15 protein-coding genes and 1 tRNA gene are annotated in these 18,979 nt (G+C 66.6%); 10 read left to right on the forward strand and 6 right to left on the reverse strand.

Annotation, left to right across the window (positions count from 1 at the left end):
- The first annotated feature begins 30 nt into the window (after positions 1-30).
- On the forward strand, positions 31-645 hold the full coding sequence (locus AC07PE_RS08935; RefSeq protein WP_498763319.1) for a hypothetical protein: 615 nt from the start codon (positions 31-33) through the stop codon (positions 643-645).
- A gap of 30 nt (positions 646-675) precedes the next feature.
- Here the strand turns inward: AC07PE_RS08935 and AC07PE_RS08940 are convergent, their stop codons facing one another.
- Positions 676-2,019, reverse strand: a complete 1,344-nt coding sequence (locus AC07PE_RS08940) for an MFS transporter (protein ID WP_498763321.1) — start codon at positions 2,017-2,019, stop codon at positions 676-678.
- A 114-nt stretch (positions 2,020-2,133) separates the two neighbouring features.
- Here AC07PE_RS08940 and AC07PE_RS08945 point away from each other — a divergent pair, with 114 nt between their 5' ends.
- Positions 2,134-3,051 carry a LysR family transcriptional regulator gene (locus AC07PE_RS08945; RefSeq protein ID WP_498763323.1) on the forward strand — a complete coding sequence of 306 codons (918 nt, stop codon included), beginning with the start codon at positions 2,134-2,136 and terminating at the stop codon, positions 3,049-3,051.
- Here the strand turns inward: AC07PE_RS08945 and AC07PE_RS08950 are convergent.
- A complete protein-coding gene (locus AC07PE_RS08950) occupies positions 3,027-3,446 on the reverse strand; it encodes a type II secretion system protein (RefSeq protein WP_498763325.1) in 420 nt (139 codons plus the stop codon). The genes AC07PE_RS08945 and AC07PE_RS08950 overlap by 25 nt on opposite strands.
- Before the next feature lie 174 nt (positions 3,447-3,620).
- Here AC07PE_RS08950 and AC07PE_RS08955 point away from each other — a divergent pair, with 174 nt between their 5' ends.
- The gene (locus AC07PE_RS08955; RefSeq protein WP_498763327.1) at positions 3,621-3,785 is read left to right on the forward strand and encodes a hypothetical protein; all 165 of its coding nucleotides are present in this window, start codon (positions 3,621-3,623) and stop codon (positions 3,783-3,785) included.
- Between the two features lie 25 nt (positions 3,786-3,810).
- On the opposite strand, the gene AC07PE_RS08960 is transcribed toward AC07PE_RS08955, so the two are convergent.
- Positions 3,811-4,308: a response regulator gene (locus AC07PE_RS08960; protein ID WP_498763329.1), complete on the reverse strand. Its 498-nt coding sequence runs from the start codon at positions 4,306-4,308 to the stop codon at positions 3,811-3,813.
- A gap of 157 nt (positions 4,309-4,465) precedes the next feature.
- Here AC07PE_RS08960 and AC07PE_RS08965 point away from each other — a divergent pair, with 157 nt between their 5' ends.
- The gene (locus AC07PE_RS08965) at positions 4,466-6,586 is read left to right on the forward strand and encodes a putative bifunctional diguanylate cyclase/phosphodiesterase (protein ID WP_498763331.1); all 2,121 of its coding nucleotides are present in this window, start codon (positions 4,466-4,468) and stop codon (positions 6,584-6,586) included.
- A gap of 91 nt (positions 6,587-6,677) precedes the next feature.
- Positions 6,678-6,929 (forward strand): hypothetical protein, encoded by a 252-nt coding sequence (locus AC07PE_RS08970; RefSeq protein ID WP_498763333.1) that lies wholly within the window; start codon positions 6,678-6,680, stop codon positions 6,927-6,929.
- A 12-nt stretch (positions 6,930-6,941) separates the two neighbouring features.
- On the opposite strand, the gene AC07PE_RS08975 is transcribed toward AC07PE_RS08970, so the two are convergent.
- Positions 6,942-7,343 (reverse strand): hypothetical protein, encoded by a 402-nt coding sequence (locus AC07PE_RS08975; protein ID WP_498763335.1) that lies wholly within the window; start codon positions 7,341-7,343, stop codon positions 6,942-6,944.
- A gap of 79 nt (positions 7,344-7,422) precedes the next feature.
- Here AC07PE_RS08975 and AC07PE_RS08980 point away from each other — a divergent pair.
- The 5 genes from AC07PE_RS08980 to AC07PE_RS09000 all read left to right on the forward strand — a co-directional run bounded on the left by AC07PE_RS08980 (position 7,423) and on the right by AC07PE_RS09000 (position 14,650).
- Positions 7,423-7,493, forward strand: a tRNA-Cys gene (locus tag AC07PE_RS08980).
- A 145-nt stretch (positions 7,494-7,638) separates the two neighbouring features.
- Positions 7,639-9,096 (forward strand): glycoside hydrolase family 30 protein, encoded by a 1,458-nt coding sequence (locus AC07PE_RS08985; RefSeq protein WP_498763337.1) that lies wholly within the window; start codon positions 7,639-7,641, stop codon positions 9,094-9,096.
- 278 nt (positions 9,097-9,374) lie between these two features.
- Entirely contained in the window at positions 9,375-12,086 is a 2,712-nt protein-coding gene (locus AC07PE_RS08990) for a TonB-dependent receptor (protein WP_498763339.1), read from the forward strand.
- Between the two features lie 17 nt (positions 12,087-12,103).
- Positions 12,104-13,552 (forward strand): glycoside hydrolase family 30 protein, encoded by a 1,449-nt coding sequence (locus AC07PE_RS08995; protein WP_498763341.1) that lies wholly within the window; start codon positions 12,104-12,106, stop codon positions 13,550-13,552.
- A gap of 69 nt (positions 13,553-13,621) precedes the next feature.
- Positions 13,622-14,650 carry a LacI family DNA-binding transcriptional regulator gene (locus AC07PE_RS09000; RefSeq protein WP_498763343.1) on the forward strand — a complete coding sequence of 343 codons (1,029 nt, stop codon included), beginning with the start codon at positions 13,622-13,624 and terminating at the stop codon, positions 14,648-14,650.
- Here AC07PE_RS09000 and AC07PE_RS09005 read toward each other — a convergent pair.
- The gene (locus AC07PE_RS09005; protein ID WP_498763345.1) at positions 14,647-15,561 is read right to left on the reverse strand and encodes a diguanylate cyclase; all 915 of its coding nucleotides are present in this window, start codon (positions 15,559-15,561) and stop codon (positions 14,647-14,649) included. The genes AC07PE_RS09000 and AC07PE_RS09005 overlap by 4 nt on opposite strands.
- The gene (locus AC07PE_RS09010) at positions 15,558-18,971 is read right to left on the reverse strand and encodes a hybrid sensor histidine kinase/response regulator (protein WP_498763347.1); all 3,414 of its coding nucleotides are present in this window, start codon (positions 18,969-18,971) and stop codon (positions 15,558-15,560) included. The genes AC07PE_RS09005 and AC07PE_RS09010 overlap by 4 nt, the downstream gene beginning before the upstream one ends.
- Positions 18,972-18,979 lie beyond the last annotated feature (8 nt).

Consider the following 18,979-nt stretch of genomic DNA (forward strand, 5'->3'; position numbering starts at 1 on the left):
CAGCCGCAGCCTTGGTACAATGGCATCACCATGACCAAGACCGCTCTCTCCCTCGTCCTCGGCGTGACCCTGTGCGCCGCGCTGTCCGCCTGCGACAGCAAAACCTCCGCCAACGAAAAGAACTTCGGCATGACCGTCACCCAATACTTTGCCAAGAAGGGTGACATGTGCCTGGACCCCATCAAATGGCCGGTCGACGTGTACGACATCGACATGCGCCAGCGGAAGCTGTACCCGGACGGCGTCGCCGGCCAGATGACGGCGTTGGAGGCGGCGGGCCTGGCCAAGGGCGAAGACGTTGACGTGCCCGGCATGGCGGTAAAGGTCAGGCGCTACACCATGGCCGATGCCGCCAAGCCTTTCCTGCACACGGATGCCAGGCAGCAGTCGCGCCTGTGCTGGGGCCGCAAGGCCCTGCACAAGGTCGTGCGCTGGGCGGACCCGCACAAGTCGGAGGGCCACGAAGAGTCCGCCGTGATCTACACCTACACGCTGTCGAACGTGGCCGCCTGGGCCCGGAAGCCGGACATCAAGGAAGCCTTCCCCGTCCTCGGGCGGACCGTCGACGGCGAGCGAACCCAGAAGGAAAAGCTGTACGTCAAACTGACGCCGCAGGGCTGGGAAGCCTTCGGCCTGAACGACTGAGCGCCTGCCGGGGCCATCGCCGGCGGCATCTCAGCTTCCGGCGGGGACGCGTTCCTTCACGATGCCGCGGTAAACCAGGAAGGTGGCGATCAGGCTGATCGCGCCCGCGGCCGCCATCCAGTAGCCGGGCGCCGCCTTGTCGCCGGTGGCCGCGATCAGCCAGGTGGAAAGCAGGGGCGTCATGCCGCCGAACAGCGCCGTCGCCAGGCTGTAGGCCAGCGAGAAGCCGGTCGTGCGGATCTGGACCGGGATGATTTCCGTGAGGGCGACGATGGTCGCGCCGTTATAGCTGCCGTACAGGAAGGACAGCCAGAGTTCGACCAGGACCATATGGCCGAAGCTCGGGTTCGCGATCAGCCAGGACAGCGCCGGATAGGCGGTCGCCGCCGTCAGCGCCGCGCACACGGTCATCACGGGCCAGCGGCCGATGCGGTCCGAGAGGGCGCCCATCACGGGCAGCCAGAAGAAATTCGATACCCCGACGCACAGCGTCACCAGCAGGCTTCCCTCGGTGCTCAGCTTCAGCACGCTCTTGCCGAAGGTGGGCGTGTACACCGTAATCAGGTAGAAGGCGACGGTGGTCAGCACCACCAGCATGGCGCCGGCGGTGACCAGCGGCCAGTTGGCGCGCATGGTGCGCATCATCTGGCCGAAGCTCGGATGGGTTTTCTGCGCCAGGTAGGCTTCCGTTTCCTGCAGCGACCTGCGGATGATGAAGATCACAGGGATGATCGAGCAGCCGACGAAGAAGGGAATGCGCCAGCCCCAGTCGGCGATGACGTCCTTCGGCATGGCCTGGTTCAGCGCATAGCCGAGCGCAGCGGAGCAGATCACGGCGAGCTGCTGGCTGGCCGACTGCCAGCTGACATAGAAACCCTTGTTGCCAGGCGTGGCCATTTCGGACAGATAGACCGAGACCCCGCCCAGCTCGACGCCGGCCGAGAAGCCCTGCAGCAGGCGGCCGATCAGCACCAGCAGCGGCGCCAGCAGGCCGATGCTGGCATAGCCCGGCACGAAGGCGATCAGGGCGGTGCCGGAGGCCATGATCGCCAGGGTCAGCACGAGTCCCTTGCGGCGCCCGATGCGGTCGATGTAACTGCCGAGGAAGATCGCGCCCAGCGGCCGCATGAAGAAGCCGGCGCCGAAGGTCGCGAAGGTCATCATCAGGCCCGCATATTCGCTCGTGGCGGGAAAGAAGGCGGCGGCGATCTGGCTGGCGTAGAAGCCGAACAGGAAGAAATCGTACATCTCGATGAAGTTCCCGCTCGTCACGCGAATGACGGTGGACAGCCGGGAATGGGGACGGACCGGCCGCGAAACGGCGGGTGCGGCGGGCGCCTCGATGACGCTGCGCTTGATGCTTGGTGTTTGCATGGTCTGCTATGCCTCCGGATGAATGCCTTCTTGTCGAGGCTGGGAATTGGTCGGATCATCATCCACCAGACTGAGTGATTTGATAATTGCAATTTTCGGGCGTATTCTTGCGCCATGCGCATCAATTACGACATCCTCGATCTGCAGGCCTTCGTCGCCGTCGCCGAACGGGCCAGCTTTCGCCAGGCGGCCGCCGACCTGTTCCTGTCGCAGTCGGCGCTCAGCCGCCGCATCGACAAGCTCGAAGAAAGCCTGGGCGTGCGGCTGTTCGAACGCACGACCCGCCGCGTGCAGCTCACCAACGTGGGCGAGACTTTTCTCGTCAACGTGCGCACCGCACTGGACGGCCTGGAAGACGCGGTGCTGGGCATCGCCGACCTGGCGGCGCATCGCACCGGCACGGTCAGCTTTGCCTGCGTGCCGTCCGCGGTGCGGCACTTCCTGCCGGCGGTGTTGAAGCGCTTCAGCGAACGCTATCCGCGCATTCGCGTACGCATCCACGACGAAAGCGCCCAGGACGTGCTGAACCTGGTGCTGAACGGGGAAGCCGACTTCGGCATCAATTTCGCGGGCGCGGAAAACCCCGAGATCGTGTTCGAGCCCATCCACGTCGAGAGCTATGTGCTGGCGATGCGGCGCGAGCATCCGCTGGCGAAGCGGAAAAAACTGGCCTGGAAGGAGACGGTCGGCGAGCGCTATATCTCGGTCGCCAAGTCGAGCGGCAACCGCAGCCTGATCGACACGGCGCTGGCCGGCATCGAGAAGCACCCCATCATCTTCTGCGAGGTCAACCACGTGGCCGGGGTGCTGGCGCTGGTCGAGGCCGGGATGGGCGTGGCCGCCGTGCCGGGGCTGTCGCTGCCGCCCGGCGGGCAGGGGAGCATCGTCGGCGTGCCGCTGGTGAGCCCGGAAATCAAGCGCACGCTGGGCCTGATCGGCAAGCGCGATCACAGCATGGCGCCGGCGGCGCGCACGCTGTTCGAGATGCTGCGAGAAGCCTTGGGCGCTCAGCAGTCCGAATCGTCGGCGTAGTTGACGGTGCTGGTTCCGGTCTCGGGCGCATACGTCAGGCTGCACGCCGGATGCCGGGGATCGACGGCGATCACGCCCGCCACGCGCGTATCGTAGCCATCCGCAAGCCCGGCGGCGACCACGATGCCGGCGCCGGTCGGATAACCGTTCCCGTTCATCTCCACCTCGTCGAGCACGGTCGCCGTCGACGGCGAGCCGGCCAGCATCCACTTAAGGTGGTACATCCGCGCCGACTCGTTCACGGCGCGGCGGGCGATCTCCATCTTGGCCACGCGCGCGCTGCGCATCGTGTCGACATAGCGCGGCATGGCAATCGCCGACAGCGTGCCGACGATCGCGATCACGGTAGTGAGCTCCAGCAGCGTGGAACCGCCCTGGCGTTTTGGCATCCGCATGACATCGCTCCCTGACGAAAGGCGCTGTCATGCATTTTAGATAATTGTCGAGCCGGCGGGCGCGCGCCTGTGAGAAGCTGGGACAGCCTGCCGGCGCGGACACGGCTATCGTGCGCCGGTGGATTCCTTTGTGTTCCTGGATTAAATTAGAGCAAACTGCGTGGAGGTGATGCGATGCTGCACCTTTTCAACGATTTCGAACCCAGGCTCCTGCTGCATGCGGGAATACTCGTCTTTGGACTCGCCACCTTTGTCGCCCTGATCCTGTATAGCCAATGCCCACGCTGCAACTGGCTCGAGTGGGTGAGCGAGCGCCGGGACGCCGACGACGCCGAATGAAGCAGGGCTGTGCGGCAGCGATGAATCAGCTACGCAGCAGCTGCAGGATGGTGTCGATCCTGTAAGGCTTCGACGTGTAGAGATAGGGCCGTTCCCGATCCGCCAGCAAGTTGGGGAGGGTGTAACCGGAGGCCAGCACGATCTTGACCCGCGGGTACATCTCGCGGATCGCATCGGCCATCTGCAGGCCGGTCATCCCGGGCATGACGACATCCGAGAACACAGCGTCGATCTCTGGATCGTCGGCAAGAAACTGCATGGCGGCGTGGCCGGAATACGCCGTGACGACTTCGAGGCCGTGCGCACTCAACAGGGTAGAGGCCAGGTCGGCCAGGTCCTGCTCGTCGTCGACCACCAGCACCTTGCGCAGCAGGGAAGGGCGCGCGTCGGCCGGCTCGCCTGCGGTATCGGAGGAGCCGAACGGGCCATGAGCCTTGCTTTTGTTGCCGGACCAGTGGGTAGTGCGCGCGCCTTGCATTGCCTGCTTTCGAAATCGGTGTTGGGTCCATTCTAGCGAATACATTGGCCGCGTGAACGTCCCGCATTCCGAAAATTGCAGGAATGCTCAATTTGTTGCTTTTCTTACACGTTCGCCGGCTGGCCTGGCGGCGTGCGCGGCGGATCCATGGAACTGTTAGTATGCCGCGATACCCTACCAATTTTCGTCGCCGCCTACCTGCATGCTGCCCACTTCCCCTGCGGACGTACTGCGCAATCCCGATGCATTGCATGAGCACCTGCCCGCGGGTGTGGTGGTCCATGCGGCCGACGGGCGCATCGTTACCGCGAACCGCCTGGCGCTGGAACTGCTCGGCGTGAGCGAGACCGAGCTGCGGGCATACGAGGCCGGTACGATCCCGCGGCAGATCCTGCGCGGAGACGGCTCGGTGATGCCGGTCGCGGAATTTCCTGCGAATGTGGTTCTGCGGACCGGCGAAAAACTGTCCGGCCTCGTGGTCGGCATCGGCGCGGCGGGATCGACGTCCTGGCTGTTGTGCAACGCCTATCCCGAGTATGACGAGGCAGGCGCCGTCCACCAGGTCGTGGTCTGTTTTACCGATTGCACCGCGCTGAAGCAAACCCAGTTGTCGCTGGAGAAGTCCGAAGAGAGGCTGCGCCTCGTACTGAAGGGGTCGACCGATGCACCCTGGGACTGGGACCTGATCACGGGCGAGGTGTATTACTCGGAACGGTGGTGGAACATGCTGGGCTATCCCAGCGGCGAGAGAGTCGACGATCCCGGCGCATGGCTGCGGCTCATGCATCCGGACGACGAAGCCAAGATCGCCGAGTACGTGCAGAACCTGACGCAAGGCCCCCAGGACGCCTACTGCCTCGAGTTCCGCTTGCGCCATCGCGAAGGACACTACGTGCCGGTGCTGGCGCGCGGTTACGTCTTGCGCGACGCGGCGGGAACGGCGCTGCGCATTTCCGGCGTCAACACCGATTTGACCGAACGTAAGCGCACCGAAAGGCGGATCTACGAACTGGCTTATTTCGACCAGTTGACCGGCCTGCCGAACCGCCGCTTCCTGCTCGAGGAACTGGAACATGTGCTGGCGCGCGGCCGCCGAACCAGGCATTACAGCGCGCTGGCCTACCTCGACCTGGACAACTTCAAGCTGCTGAACGACACCAAGGGGCATGACCTGGGGGACATGCTCTTGCAGCAGGCCGCGCAGCGACTGCGCTGCACGGTGCGCGAAAGCGACCAGTTGTCCCGGCTCGGCGGCGACGAGTTCGTCGTGGTGCTGGAAGATATCGGCATGACGCCCCGTACCGCGGCCGCTGAGGCGGACCGGACGGTAGCGAAGATCCTGGCGGCCCTGGGCCAACCCTTCCAGCTCGGTTCGGTCCTGTTCAAGACCTCGGCCAGCATCGGCATCACGCTGTTCGACGGCAGCGGCACGAGTGTCGAAGGCCTGCTGAAACAGGCGGACCTGGCGATGTACCGCGCCAAGGCCGACGGCCGCAACCTGGCCCGCTTCTTCGATCCGAGCATGCAGGATGCGGCCAACCGCCGCGCCAGCCTGGAAGCGGCGATGCGCGAAGGACTAGCGCTCGGCCAGTTCCGCCTGTTCTGCCAGCCGCAATTCGATTGCCGCAAACGGCTGGTCGGGGCGGAGGTGCTGCTGCGCTGGCAGCGCAGCGCCGATGAGCTGCTCGGGCCAGGCCATTTCATCGCGTTTGCCGAGGAGTCGGGCCTGATTCTTCCGCTCGGCGAGCAGGTGTTGAAGCAGAGCTGCCAGGCGCTCGCGCGCTGGCATCGCGACCCTGTGCTCGGCAGCCTGAATCTCGCCGTAAACGTGAGTATCCACCAGATGCGCGATCCCGATTTTGCCGGTGCGGTCGCCGGCATTCTCGACGACACGGGCGCCCCTGCGGAACAGCTATGCCTGGAACTCACCGAAAGCGTGTTTGCCGAAAACATGCAGGAGATCACCCATCGCATGCACGAGATCCGCTCGCTGGGCATCTACTTCTCGCTCGACGATTTCGGCACGGGCTATTCCTCGCTGGCCTATCTCAACCGTTTTCCGCTGGCCGCGCTGAAGATCGACCGCTCCTTCGTGCGCGACGTCGGTCTCCAGTCCGGATCGGCGCCGATCGTCGAAGCCATCATCGCGCTCGGACACAAGCTCAAGCTGGACATCGTCGCCGAAGGCGTCGAGGACGAAGCGCAGCGCAAGTTCCTGGTCGAGGGCGGCTGCTCGTCGATGCAAGGCTTCCTGCTGGGGCGGCCGCTGCCGATGAGCGAATTCGAGCGGGTTTACGGCGCCGCCGGGGTTGGCCACGCCTGACGCCGGCGCGGACCGTGATAGAATGCAAGGCCATATCGCCGCTTGCCGGCGATTTTGCATTTCTAGCCCCGAAAAAAATAGCGAACTGATCATGGATCACGAGAACAAGAGCATCAAAGAAGTCGGCGCGCTCGTGCTGCGCGCCTGGCGCGAAGCGGCGTCCTTTTTCCTCAGCATCGAGCTGTGGCTGGTGGTGCTGGTGGCGTTTGCCACGGTGGGCGGCGTCTGGCTGGCCGCCATGGGTGACCTGCGCTGCCTGCTGGCCTTCGGTTTCGCGATCGCCTACGTGACGGGGCGCTCGGTGCTGCACGTGAAGCGCATCCTGGCCTGGCCCTTCATCTGAGCGCAGGCCGCTTCATTCGTCGACGGGCGCGTCCACCAGCAGCCGCGGATCGAGCGCCCGCATCCGTGGTTCGACGTAGTAGCCGCCGGCTTCGACATACTTGAGGCAGCAGCGCCCGCAGACGGCGCACTGGAGCACGCTGCAACGGTTATAGGGATAATGCCGCCAGGCGATCGGCGCCTCCGCCGACCAGTAATTCGTGCCGGCAGGATGATATTCCTCGTAGGTCGCTTCGAGGTAGGGATCGTCGACCAGGGTGCCCGCACCCCGCATCTGCTGCTCGGGGAAGGACACCGGAATGCGGGTCCATTCGCGGCAGTTCTCGATGGCGCAGGCGCAGCTGCGGGTGACGGCGGCCGATGCGGTCGCCAGTTGCATCAGTTCGGGGAATGCCAGTTTTTTGTCGGTGCTCATGCTGCGAGTATGCCATGCCGGCGCCATCGGTTTGCGCCACCGCATGGCCGGCCCGGTCCATGCGCGTACCATTCTCTTCGGCGAGGTAGCAAAGAGGTTATGCAGCGGCTTGCAAAGCCGCGTAGACAGGTTCGATTCCTGTCCTCGCCTGAGGATTCCGATCAGCCCACCGCCGCGTGGGCTTTTCTTTTTTTACTTGTCTGCTATAGTTCTCCACACAAATTTGGCAACGTTTCCAATTCGGCGCCGGCACCGGCGGCGGGGTGGGAGCGCCTACAACAAGGAGACGAAGACGATGGCAATCATCACCCGGCTGCGCCTGCGCAGCGCGATCCCCATCCTGCTGGCCGCGGCGTTCAGCGCGTTCCCGGCAGCCGCCGCAGCCATGAAAGGCGAGGGCGCCACGGTCCATGCCTGGATTACCACCGGCGACCAGGCCAAGCTGCTGTCCCGCGAAGCCGACGCCAGCTTCGGCAGCGCGATGGTCAAGATGGCCGCCGGTACGCCCGTGATCGAGGTCGATCCCGCCACCAGCTACCAGCAGATCGCCGGCTTCGGCGCGGCCATCACCGACGCCTCGGCTTACCTGATCCAGCAGAAGATGACGCCGCCGCAGCGCGAAGCCCTGATGCGCGAGCTGTTCGGGCGCGCGGGGCAGGGCATCGGCCTGTCCTTCACCCGCCTGACCATCGGCGCTTCCGATTTCTCGCGCAGCCACTACAGCTTCGACGACATGCCGCCCGGCCAGGCCGACCCGCAGCTGCAGCACTTCTCGCTGGATGCCCAGCGCGACACCGTGCTGCCGGCGGTGAAGGCGGCGCTCAAGGTCAATCCGCAGCTGAAGGTGATGGCCTCGCCCTGGAGCGCGCCGGGCTGGATGAAGAGCAGCGACAGCCTGGTCAAGGGCACGCTCAAACCCGAAGCCTTCGACGCCTTCGCGCGCTACCTGAAGCGCTACGTCGACGCCATGCAGGCCGAGGGCGTTGCCATCTCCGCGCTGACCGTGCAGAACGAACCCCATTTCGAACCCGGCGACTATCCCGGCATGCGCGTCGATCCGCCCAAGCGCGCCGCCTTCATCGGCGGCCATCTGGGCCCGCTTATGGCGCGCGCGAACCCCGGCACCGCGATCTTCGACTGGGACCACAACTGGGACGAGCCGGATTCGCCGGCCACCGTGCTGGCGGATCCGCAGGCGGCAAAGTACGTGAGCGGCATCGCCTGGCACTGCTATGCCGGCAAGCCGGACGTGCAGGCCATGCTGCACGACAAGTTCCCGTCCAAGGACACCTGGTTCACCGAATGCTCGGGCGGCCGCTGGTCGCCGGACTGGGCCAAGAACCTGCAGTACTTCACGAAGACCCTGGTGATCGACACCACCCGCGGCTGGGCGCGCGGGGTGCTGTTCTGGAACCTGGCGCTGGACGAGAACGACGGCCCGCACCTGGGCGGCTGCAAGGATTGCCGCGGCGTCGTCACCGTCGATTCGAAGACCGGCGCCGTCACCCGCAACGTCGAGTACTATGCGCTGGCCCACGCCAGCCGCTTCGTGCTGCCGGGCGCGCGCCGCATCGCGTCGAGCGAAGCATCCGATGGCGTGGCCAATGTCGCCTTCCGCAATCCGGACGGTTCCATCGCGCTGCTGCTGGCGAACGGCGAGGCGGCCGCGCGCACGGTCGCGGTCAAGGTAGGCAGGCAGTCCTTCCGCTACACGCTGCCGGCGTCCAGCGTCGCCACGCTGGTCTGGAAATAAGCTGGCAGAAGCTGCGTTGGCTGTTGCGCACACGCACCTTCTCTATTGACATTGAAATTCGAGCAAGTTAATAATGTCAAGACAGCATCTGGCAACGTTTCCAATCTTCGGCTTCATACGATTGGACCAGGAAACCAGATGCGATGAAGGCTGACTTACCGAGCCGGACCCCATTACCGGAAACGTTCCGCCCTAATCTGGCAACGTTTCCATTTTTTAGGTCGCGGTTTGGCAACGTTTCCATACCCGGACCATAAAAACATTCAGGAGACAGAAACATGGCTCACCCAAGCACCCGCCGCGCCCATCCCTTGTCCATCACCCCGATCGCCGCTGCCTGCGCGATGCTGCTGTGGGGCGGCGCCGCCGTCGCCCAGGACAGCACCCAGGGCGACTCGCCCTCGCAGGTGGTCGTCACCGGCATCCGCGGCAGTATCGAGAGCTCGATCGCCATCAAGAAGGATGCGGACAACATCGTCGAGGCCATCACCGCGGAAGACATCGGCAAGCTGCCGGATACCTCGATTGCCGAATCGATCGCGCGCCTGCCGGGCCTGACCGCCCAGCGCGTGGCCGGCCGCGCCCAGGTGATCTCGCTGCGCGGTCTGGCGCCGGACTTCGGCGTGACCCTGCTGAACGGCCGCGAGCAGACTTCCACCAGCAACGACCGCAGCGCCGAATTCGACCAGTACCCGTCCGAGCTGCTGGGCGGCGTGACCGTGTACAAGACGCCGGATGCGGCGATGACCGCGGCCGGCCTGTCGGGCACCATCGACCTGCGCGCCGTGCGTCCGCTGGACCGCCGCGGCCGCACCGTTGCCGTCAACCTGCGCGGCGAGCATAACGGCAACGGCAAGCTGAATAATGGCTGGTCGGACAACGGCGGCCGCGCCTCGATCTCCTACATCGACCAGTTCATGGACAACACCCTGGGCATCGCGATCGGCTATGCCCACCTGGATTCGCCGGGCCAGCAGAAGGAGTACAAGTCCTGGTGGTGGGGCGACCAGAACAATCTGCCGCCGGGGAACGCGGACGTGGTCGGCCTGAAGGGCGCCGAAGTCACGGCCACCTCGCGCAAGCAGGTGCGCGACGGCCTGATGGCGGTGGTCGACTACAAGCCGAACCGCGACGTGCGCTCGGTCCTCGACCTGTACTACTCGCAGTTCGACCAGAAGGAAATCATGCGCGGCATGATGTGGAACTCGCACCAGTGGAGCGACGTCACCTACAGCAACCCGCAGATCCAGACCATAGGCGGGACCCGCCTGCTGACCGGCGGCGCGCTGGTCAACCTGGAACCCATCGTCCGCAACGACTACAACAGCCGCAAGGACAACCTGTTCGCCGCGGGTCTCAACAACAACGTGAAGCTGGCGAACCGCTGGACCCTGGACAGCGACCTGTCCTATTCCTCGGCCAAGCGCAAGGAAACCACGTCCGAGACCTATGCCGGCCTGGGTCCGGCCGGCTCGCACGTGACCGACAATAACTTCCAGTTCCAGATCCCGGTCGGCGCCGGTCTGCCGCGCTTCACCCCGAGCGTGGACTTCACCAATCCGGCCATCATCCGCCTGACCGACGTCGGCGGCTGGGGCCATGACGCCACCATGCACCACCCGATCGTCGAGGACACGCTGAGCGCCGCCAAGTTGAGTGCCCGGCACGAAATGGACGGTTTCTTCCGCGACGTCCAGGCCGGCCTGAGCTACTCGCAGCGCGAGAAGTCGCACGAAGACGTGTCGCAGCTGTACGCGCTGAAGAACAATCGCGCGATCACCACGGTCGGTTCCGACATCATCCAGCCGACCACCTCGCTGGCCTGGGCCGGTATTCCGGGCGTGCTGAGTTTCGACCCGATCGCCGCCATCAACCGCTACTACGACAAGATGCCGGTGGATACCGACGTCGCCCAGCAGGATTGGGGCGTGACCGAGAAGCAGACCCTCGGCTACCTCCGCCTCGGCATCGACACGGAGCTCGGCAAGATCCCGGTGCGCGGCAATGCCGGCGTCCAGTACGTGCACGTGAACCAGCAGGCCGAGGGCAAGGCCGTCAACAATGGCGTGATCTCGGACCTCCACGGCGGTTCTTCCTATAACGACGTCCTGCCCAGCCTGAACCTGAACTTCGACCTCGGCAACTACGTGGGCGACACCTACCTGCGCTTCGGCGCCGCCAAGACCGTGGCCAGGCCGCGCATGTCGGACATGCGCGCCGGTATCTCGGCCGGCGTCGACCAGACCACCCGCATGTGGAACGGCAGCGGCGGCAATCCGAAGCTGGAGCCGTGGCGCGCCAATTCCTACGACCTCTCGCTGGAGCACTACATCAGCAAGGGTAGCTATGTGTCGGCCGCTTACTTCTTCAAGGACCTGAAGAGCTATATCTATAACCAGCAGCGCGAGTTCGACTACAGCGGCTTCCCGAATTCGAGCGCGGTGGTCCCGCTGCAGAGCATCGGCACCATCAACCAGCCGGCGAACGGGCAGGGCGGCTTCGTGCGCGGCGTCGAGCTGACCGCCTCGATGCAGCTGAACATGCTGTGGAAGCGCCTGGACGGCTTCGGCCTGCAGGCCAGCGCCTCCGGCACCGACAGCTCGATCCACCCGAACGGCCCGGGGACCAAGGAAAAGCTGCCCGGCCTGTCCGGGGTGGTGGCGAATCTGACCGCCTTCTATGAAAAGAACGGCTTCTCGGCGCGTATCTCGGAACGCTACCGCTCGGCCTTCCGCGGCGAGGTCACCGGCCTGTTCGCCCAGCGCGCCTTCAGCGAAATCCGCGCCGAGCGCCAGATCGACGTCCAGATCGGCTACGAGTTCCAGGAAGGCCGCTTCAAGAACCTGGGCCTGCTGCTGCAGGCGAACAACCTGCACAACCAGCCTTACCAGACCATGCAGGGCGATCCGTTCAGCAGCGGCGCCTACGCGCCTGAGCGTTACACTACCTACGGCCGCCAGATTCTGCTTGGCCTGAACTATAAGCTGTGAACGACGAGGAGACCAGATTGACGACCAAACGATATGCGATGCGGCTGCTGTGCGCGGCCCTGATGATGGCCGCGGGCGGCACGGCGCTGGCCGCGGATAATCAGCAGTGGCAGGTCTACACCACGGCCCAGGGCGCGAGCGAGCGCTTCGTGCCGCAGACCCTGGGCGCGCCGCGCGCCGCGACCCAGCCGATGGAGACCGAGATCGCGGTGTTCGTGGACACCCGCCGCAGCTTCCAGGAGGTGTTCGGCTTCGGCGGCGCCGTCACCGACGCCACCGCCGAGACCTATGCCAAGCTGACCCCGGCGCAGCAGCAGGCCTTCCTGGCCGCCTACTTCGACCCGAAGCAGGGCCTGGGCTACAGCATCCTGCGCACCACCATCCACAGCTCGGACTTCAGCAGCGGCAGCTACACCTACGTGAAGGACGGCGACCGCGCGCTGGCGTCCTTCAGCATCGACCACGACATGAAGTACCGCGTACCGCTGATGCGCCAGGCGCTGGCGGCCGGCGCCAGCAAGGGCACGCAGATGCGCGTGTTCGCCTCGCCCTGGAGCGCCCCAAGCTGGATGAAGTCGAACGGCAGCATGCTAGGTGGCGGCACGCTGCTGCCCGAGTACCGCGACACCTGGGCCCAGTACATCGTCAAGTTCGTCAAGGCCTATGAAAAGGCCGGCATCCCGCTGTGGGGCCTGTCGATCCAGAACGAGCCGATGGCCAAGCAGAAGTGGGAATCGATGATCTACACCGCCGAGGACGAGACCCGCTTCCTCGGCGACCACCTCGGGCCGGCCCTGAAGGCCGCCGGCCTGCAGGACAAGAGGGTGATCGTCTGGGACCACAACCGCGACCTGCTGCCGCAGCGCGCCGGCCACATCCTGGCCGACAAGAAGGCGCGTCCCTACATCTGGGGCGTCGGCTACCACTGGTACGAGACCTGGGCCAAGGGCGAGCCCATGCACCGCAACCTGGCCGCCGTGCACGAAGCCTGGCCGGAGGTGCCGTTCCTGCTGACGGAATCGTCGATCGAGCACTTCGACCCGGCGCAGATGCAGTCCTGGGTCAACGGCGAGCGTTACGGCAGCGAGATCCTGGCCGACCTGAACGCCGGATCGAGCGGCTGGGTCGACTGGAACATGCTGCTCGACAGCCGCGGCGGTCCCAACCACGTTGGCAACTACTGCTTCGCACTGCTGCATGCGAGCGACGACGGCCAGCTGATTTATACGCCGAGCTATGCCTACATGGGCCACTTCACCCGTTACATCCGGCCGAAGGCGCGCCGCGTGAGCGCCGCCACCAGCCGCAGCACGCTGGATGCGACGGCCTTCCGCAATGCCGACGGCAGCCTGGCGGTGGTGGTGATGAACAAGACCGCGCAGCCGCAGCATTACCGCCTGATCGTCGACGGCAAGGAAGTCGCGGTCGACATCCCGGCCCACGCGATCCAGACCGCCGTTCGGTAAAACGGCGGCCGAAAGCTGCTGCGCCCGGGCCCGGCTTGCAGTATGCTTGGGCCCGGGAGGGGACTGTCTGTGTCGACTATCAAGGATGTAGCGCGCCTGGCCGGCGTCGGCCTCGGTACCGCGTCGCGCGTGGTGCGCGGCAAGGGCTCGGTGTCGCCGGCGAAGCTGGAGCGCGTGCGCAAGGCCATCGCCACGCTGGGCTACCGTCCCTCGCACGCGGCGCGCTCGCTCCTGTACGGCAGCAGCCGCATGATCGGGGTCTACATCCCGCTCATGTCCGGCACCTTCTATACCTCGATGCTGCAGATCGTCGACGCCGAGCTGCGCGGCGCCGGCCTGCACATGATGGTCGCCTTCGGCGTCGAGCGCGAAGGCGCGCGCCAGCAGGCGATCGACGGCGTCCGCTTCCTGGTCGAGCGCGGCTGCGACGGCGTGATCGTGCTGACCAGCCCCCTGCTGGAAGAAGACCTGGAAGCCCTCGGCCCCAAGCGGGACAAGCTGGTCCTGCTGAACCACAGCTTCGACAGCATCCCCGAACAATGCTTCACCGTCGACCACCGCCTCGGCGGCCGGCTGGCTGCGCGTGCGCTGCTGGACCACGCGCACCGCGAGATCGCCGTCATCGCCGGCCCGGCCAGCGTGGCCGACAACATCGAGCGCATCGCCGGCTTCATGCAGGAGCTGGAGGAGGGCGGCATCGATACCGCCGGCCTGTGGATGACGGAGCGCGACTTTTCTTCGGACGGCGGCTGGTCGGCGGCACAGGAGCTGCTGGCCTCGGGACGGCCGTTCAGCGCGGTGTTCTGCGCCAACGACGAGATGGCGCTGGGCGCGCTGGCCTGCTTCCACGAAGCCGGCATCCGCGTGCCGCAGGACGTGTCCGTGATCGGCTACGACGACGTGCCGAGCGCCGCCTACTCGGCGCCGCGCCTGAGCTCCGTCCACATCCCGTGGCGCGAGATGACCCGCAGCGGGGTCGCGGCCCTGCTCAATCTTTGCTATGGCCACGAGCGGCCGCTGACGCGCACGTTTCCGGTCAGTGTGAGCCTGCGGGCTTCGCTTGCAAGGCCGGCCACGCCAGCGCGGCGCAAGGCCTAGCCGTCCATCCCGCGCCAGACGATCCTGTTCCGCCCCGCATGCTTGGCGCGGTACAGCTGCACGTCCGCCGCCTCGAACAGTTCCGCCGCGCTTTCCGGCCCATTCCCGCTGAGCGTCGCGCCGCCCACGCTGGCGGTCAGCCAGGGCGCCACGCCGGAAGCGGCATGCGCCAGCTGCAGGTCGGCGATGGCCTTCAGTATTTCATCCATCACATGCCGGGCCTGCAGCGCGTCGGTGTCCGGCAGCAGCAGCACGATTTCTTCGCCGCCGTAGCGCGCCGCCAGGTCGGCGGGGCGGCGCAGGCCGGCGCCGGCCGCGCGCGCCACGGCGCGCAGGGCGCGGTCGCCGGCCGGGTGGCCGTAATGGTCGTTGTACTGCTTGAAGGCGTCGATGTCGAGCAGGGCCAGCGACAGCGGACGGCCGTTGCGCTGGGCGCGCTGCCATTCGACCGCGTACAGCTCGTCGAAGCGGCGGCGGTTGGCAAGTTCGGTCAGGCCGTCGACGTTGGCCAGGCGCTCCAGCATGCGGCGCTGGCGCACCAGCTGCAGGTGCAGGGCCACGCGCGCCATCACCACCGTCGCGTTATAGGGCTTGGCGATGTAGTCGGCGGCGCCCATCTTCAGGCCGTTGGCTTCGTCCTCCGGGCGGTTCAGGCCGGAGATGAAGATCACCGTGACCTGCGCCGTCTGCGGATCGGCGCGCAGCCGGCGCAGCACTTCGTAGCCGTCCATGTCCGGCATCATTACGTCCAGCAGCACCAGGTCGGGCGCGTGGCGCTGGACGCGCTCCAGCGCCTGCTCGCCGTTCTTCGCCAGCAGCACCGTGTACTCCGGCTTCAGCAGGTCGGCCAACACCTGGCGGTTGATCGGGTCGTCGTCGGCGATCAGGACTTTTTGCGGTTCGAGGTTCATGCCTGCAGCGCCTCCGGTCCGCCTTCCAGTTCCGCCAGCATCGCCAGCGCGCTGCCGTACTCGATCTCGTCGACCGCCTTGCGCAGCGCCGCCAGCAGCTCGGCGTGCCGATCGCCCGGCAGGGCTGCCTGCAGCTCGGCCAGCGCATCCTCGGCGCGGGCGTCGTCGGCGCGCAGATGCTCGGCCAGGCGCCGCAGCAGGGTCTGGACCTCGGCTTTCGGCGCCGGCGCGCCAGCCGCGGCGCCGGCCGCCCGCGCCAGGCCGTTGAGGACGGCGTCGAGCGTCAGCGAAAGTTCCGGCGCAAGCAGCGGCAGGCGTTCGCGGCGGCCGGCGCGGAGCGCCTGTTCGAGTTCGCCGCTGACGCGCGCCAGCGCGTTCGCGCCGATATAGGTGGCGCCCGAGCGCAGGTTGTGCGACAGGCCGAGCAGCACATCGTCGGCGCCGGCGGCCAGCGCTTCGCGGATCGTGCGCGGGGCGTCGCCGTATTCGCGGACGAAGCTGGCAAGACGGCGGCGCAGGCGCGCCGGATCGCCGGCGGCGCTGGCAAGCGCCTGGCTCCAGTCGACGCCCGCCACCGGCGGCAGCGGCGCATCCGGCGCGGCGCCGGGATCGGCCTCGCCGGCTGCGCGCTGCGGCAATGCGCGCCCCACGAGGCGCTGCGGATCGATCCAGCGCAGCAGTGCGTGGAACAGCAGGTCGGGGTCGATCGGCTTGACCACGTGGTCATTCATGCCGGCCGCCAGGCTCTTCTCGCGATCGCCGGACAAGGCGTTCGCGGTCATGGCGACGATAGGCAGCGCGGCGCGGCCGGGCAGGGCGCGGATCTCGCGGGCGGCGCTCAGGCCGTCCAGCACCGGCATCTGGATGTCCATCAGCACCAGGTCGTAATCGCCGGCGCGCACCATGTCCACTGCCTCGCGGCCATCGACGGCGACGTCGACCCGCATGCGTGCGGCCTCGAGGAAGTCGAGCGCGACTTCGCGGTTGTTGGCGTTGTCGTCCACCAGCAGGATGCGGGCGCCGTCGAGGCGCGTGAGATCCGGTGCGGCGGCGGGGACGGCCGCCTGCGCGGCCAGCGCCAGTTCCGGATGCAGGGCCTGCAACACGCTCTGCTGGAGCAGGGCCGGGTTCACCGGCTTGGTCAGGAAACCGTCCAGCGGCACCTCTCCCTGTTCCTGCAGCACGCCTTCGCGCGTGCAGACGCTGACCATCAGGATGGACGGTGTCGCCTCGAGGCGGGCGTCGCCGCGGATGCGGCGTATCGTTTCGACGCCATTCCAGCCGGGCATCAGGTAATCCATCAGGACCAGCTGGTAGGGCGCGCCTGCTTCGGCAGCCCGCGCCAGCTGCTCCAGCGCTTCCTCGCCGGAGGCGACGGCGCCGGCCCGGACGCCATAGGCGCCAAGCATCTCGACCAGGGCGTCGCGCGCGCTGGCGCTGTCGTCGACCACGAGCACGCGGGCCTGCTCCAGCACCGCGGCCCGCACGCCCTCCGGCCCGAGGCCGAGGGTGACAGTGAAGCTGAAGCGGCTGCCGGCGCCCGGCGTGCTGGTCACGCTGATCGCGCCGCCCATCAGCTCGACCAGCTGCCTGGAGATCGTCAGTCCGAGGCCGGTGCCGCCGTACTTTCGCGTCACCGAGCTGTCGGCCTGGGTGAAGGCCTGGAACAGGCCGGCCAGCTGCTCGCCGCTCATGCCGATGCCGGTGTCGCTGACGGAGAATCGCAGCCTCGCCCGGCCGTTGCGGGCGTCGACGGGTTCGACCAGCTCGACCGCGACCACGATCTCGCCGCGCTCGGTGAACTTGACGGCATTGTTGGTCAGATTGATCAGTACCTGGCCCAGGCGAAGCGGATCGCCGACCAGCTGCGGCGGCACCCCGGGCGCCACGCGGAACACCAGTTCGACCTGCTTGGCGTCCGACTTGATGGCGGCGATGCCGGCCAGGTGCTCGAGCAGGCTGTCGAGTGCGAACGGGGCCGATTCGACCGTCATGCGGCCGGCCTCGATCTTGGAGAAGTCGAGGATGTCGTTGATGATGCCCAGCAGGTGTTCGCCGGCGCCGAGGATCTTGCCCAGGTAGTTGCGCAGCTTCGGATTCGGCTCGGTCATCAGGGCCAGCCGGCTCATGCCGAGGATGGCGTTCATCGGCGTGCGGATCTCGTGGCTCATGGTGGCCAGGAATTCGGACTTCATGCGCGCGGCATCCTCGGCGCGCAGGGTGGCGTCGCGGCTGGCGCGGCTGCGCAGGCCGACGATGCGCAGGAAGGCCAGCATGTCGAGCGCGGCGCCGAATTGCACGGCATGCATGTTCCAGAAGGTCGGCGGGGCGCCGGCATGCGATACTTTGGTCATGATGGCGGCGCCGGTGAAGCTGATCGTCCAGCCGACCAGCAGCCAGATGCCGACCGGGTCGCGCTTGCGCGCCAGGCGGAAGGCCCCGGGCAGGCCGAACAGGGTCGGGAAGATGCCCAGCGTGCTGACCATCAGGATCAGGAACTCGTCATGGATGATATCGAGGCCGAAGGCGACGGCCAGCAGCAGGCACAGCACGGCGCAGGTCTTCATCACGCGCGTGAAGATGCGGTTCTGGCCCGGACGCGCCAGCACGTGTTCGACGAACAGGTAGGCGCTGCACGAGCAGACCATGGCGGCAATGCCGCTCATGTGCAGCGACGCCCACATGCTGCCGGCCCACAGGTACTGGCCGCCCACGCCGTACACTGCGGCCGAATAGATGGCCAGGCTGCCGACGTAGAGCGCATATTTGGCGTACAGCGTTTCGCGCAGGTGGGCCCATTGTGCCAGGCTGTAAATCACCAGGAACAGGCTCAGTCCGGACAGCAGTCCTTGCAGGATCTGTTCGTTCATGGTGTTGCGATAGGCGGCCTCCGGCTTGCGCAGGCGTACCGGCAGGATCTTCGGCGCCTCGGTATCGATCCGCAGCAGCAGTTCGTAACGCACGCCCGGTGTCAGCTGCATGCGGAAGGCCGGATTACCAGGGCCGAGGGCGCCTTCCGGTTTGACCCCGGAGCCGCCGACCGCATGGCGCACGATGCGTCCATCGCGCACCAGCCACAGGTCGGCGCGGTTGATCAGGCCATAGGCGATGTCGAGCACCCATTCGCCGTCGCCGCCGGTGGTCTGCACGGGAATGCGCAGCCATGCGTGGCCCTTCTGTACGCCAATGCTGGCAAACGGCGAGTCGGGCTTCCCGAAACGCTCCGGTGCATTCAGCAGCGTCTCGACCTCCAGCCGGCGGCCGGGGTCGACCAGCACGCTGACGGCCGGCCATGGGTCGACGTCGAGCTGATGGTCGTCCAGCAGCAGGGGTGCCGCCGGAGCGCCCTGGGCGCCGCCCGTCATCAGCATCAGCATCGTCAGGACAAAGGCGGCGGTCCAGGTTCGCATGGTGGGTC

It is taken from the genome of Telluria sp. GW821-FHT07G12, assembly GCF_059418525.1.

Bases quoted from the DNA above. Each gene is read 5' to 3' on its own strand.
- AC07PE_RS08945 (WP_498763323.1), top strand. From the start codon at position 2,134: ATGCGCATCAATTACGACATCCTCGATCTGCAGGCCTTCGTCGCCGTC.
- AC07PE_RS08935 (WP_498763319.1), top strand. From the start codon at position 31: ATGACCAAGACCGCTCTCTCCCTCGTCCTCGGCGTGACCCTGTGCGCC.
- AC07PE_RS08950 (WP_498763325.1), bottom strand. From the start codon at position 3,446: ATGCGGATGCCAAAACGCCAGGGCGGTTCCACGCTGCTGGAGCTCACT.
- AC07PE_RS08955 (WP_498763327.1), top strand. From the start codon at position 3,621: ATGCTGCACCTTTTCAACGATTTCGAACCCAGGCTCCTGCTGCATGCG.
- AC07PE_RS08985 (WP_498763337.1), top strand. From the start codon at position 7,639: ATGGCAATCATCACCCGGCTGCGCCTGCGCAGCGCGATCCCCATCCTG.
- AC07PE_RS08990 (WP_498763339.1), top strand. From the start codon at position 9,375: ATGGCTCACCCAAGCACCCGCCGCGCCCATCCCTTGTCCATCACCCCG.
- AC07PE_RS08970 (WP_498763333.1), top strand. From the start codon at position 6,678: ATGGATCACGAGAACAAGAGCATCAAAGAAGTCGGCGCGCTCGTGCTG.
- AC07PE_RS09010 (WP_498763347.1), bottom strand. From the start codon at position 18,971: ATGCGAACCTGGACCGCCGCCTTTGTCCTGACGATGCTGATGCTGATG.
- AC07PE_RS08960 (WP_498763329.1), bottom strand. From the start codon at position 4,308: ATGTATTCGCTAGAATGGACCCAACACCGATTTCGAAAGCAGGCAATG.
- AC07PE_RS08940 (WP_498763321.1), bottom strand. From the start codon at position 2,019: ATGCAAACACCAAGCATCAAGCGCAGCGTCATCGAGGCGCCCGCCGCA.
- AC07PE_RS08965 (WP_498763331.1), top strand. From the start codon at position 4,466: ATGCTGCCCACTTCCCCTGCGGACGTACTGCGCAATCCCGATGCATTG.
- AC07PE_RS09005 (WP_498763345.1), bottom strand. From the start codon at position 15,561: ATGAACCTCGAACCGCAAAAAGTCCTGATCGCCGACGACGACCCGATC.
- AC07PE_RS08975 (WP_498763335.1), bottom strand. From the start codon at position 7,343: ATGAGCACCGACAAAAAACTGGCATTCCCCGAACTGATGCAACTGGCG.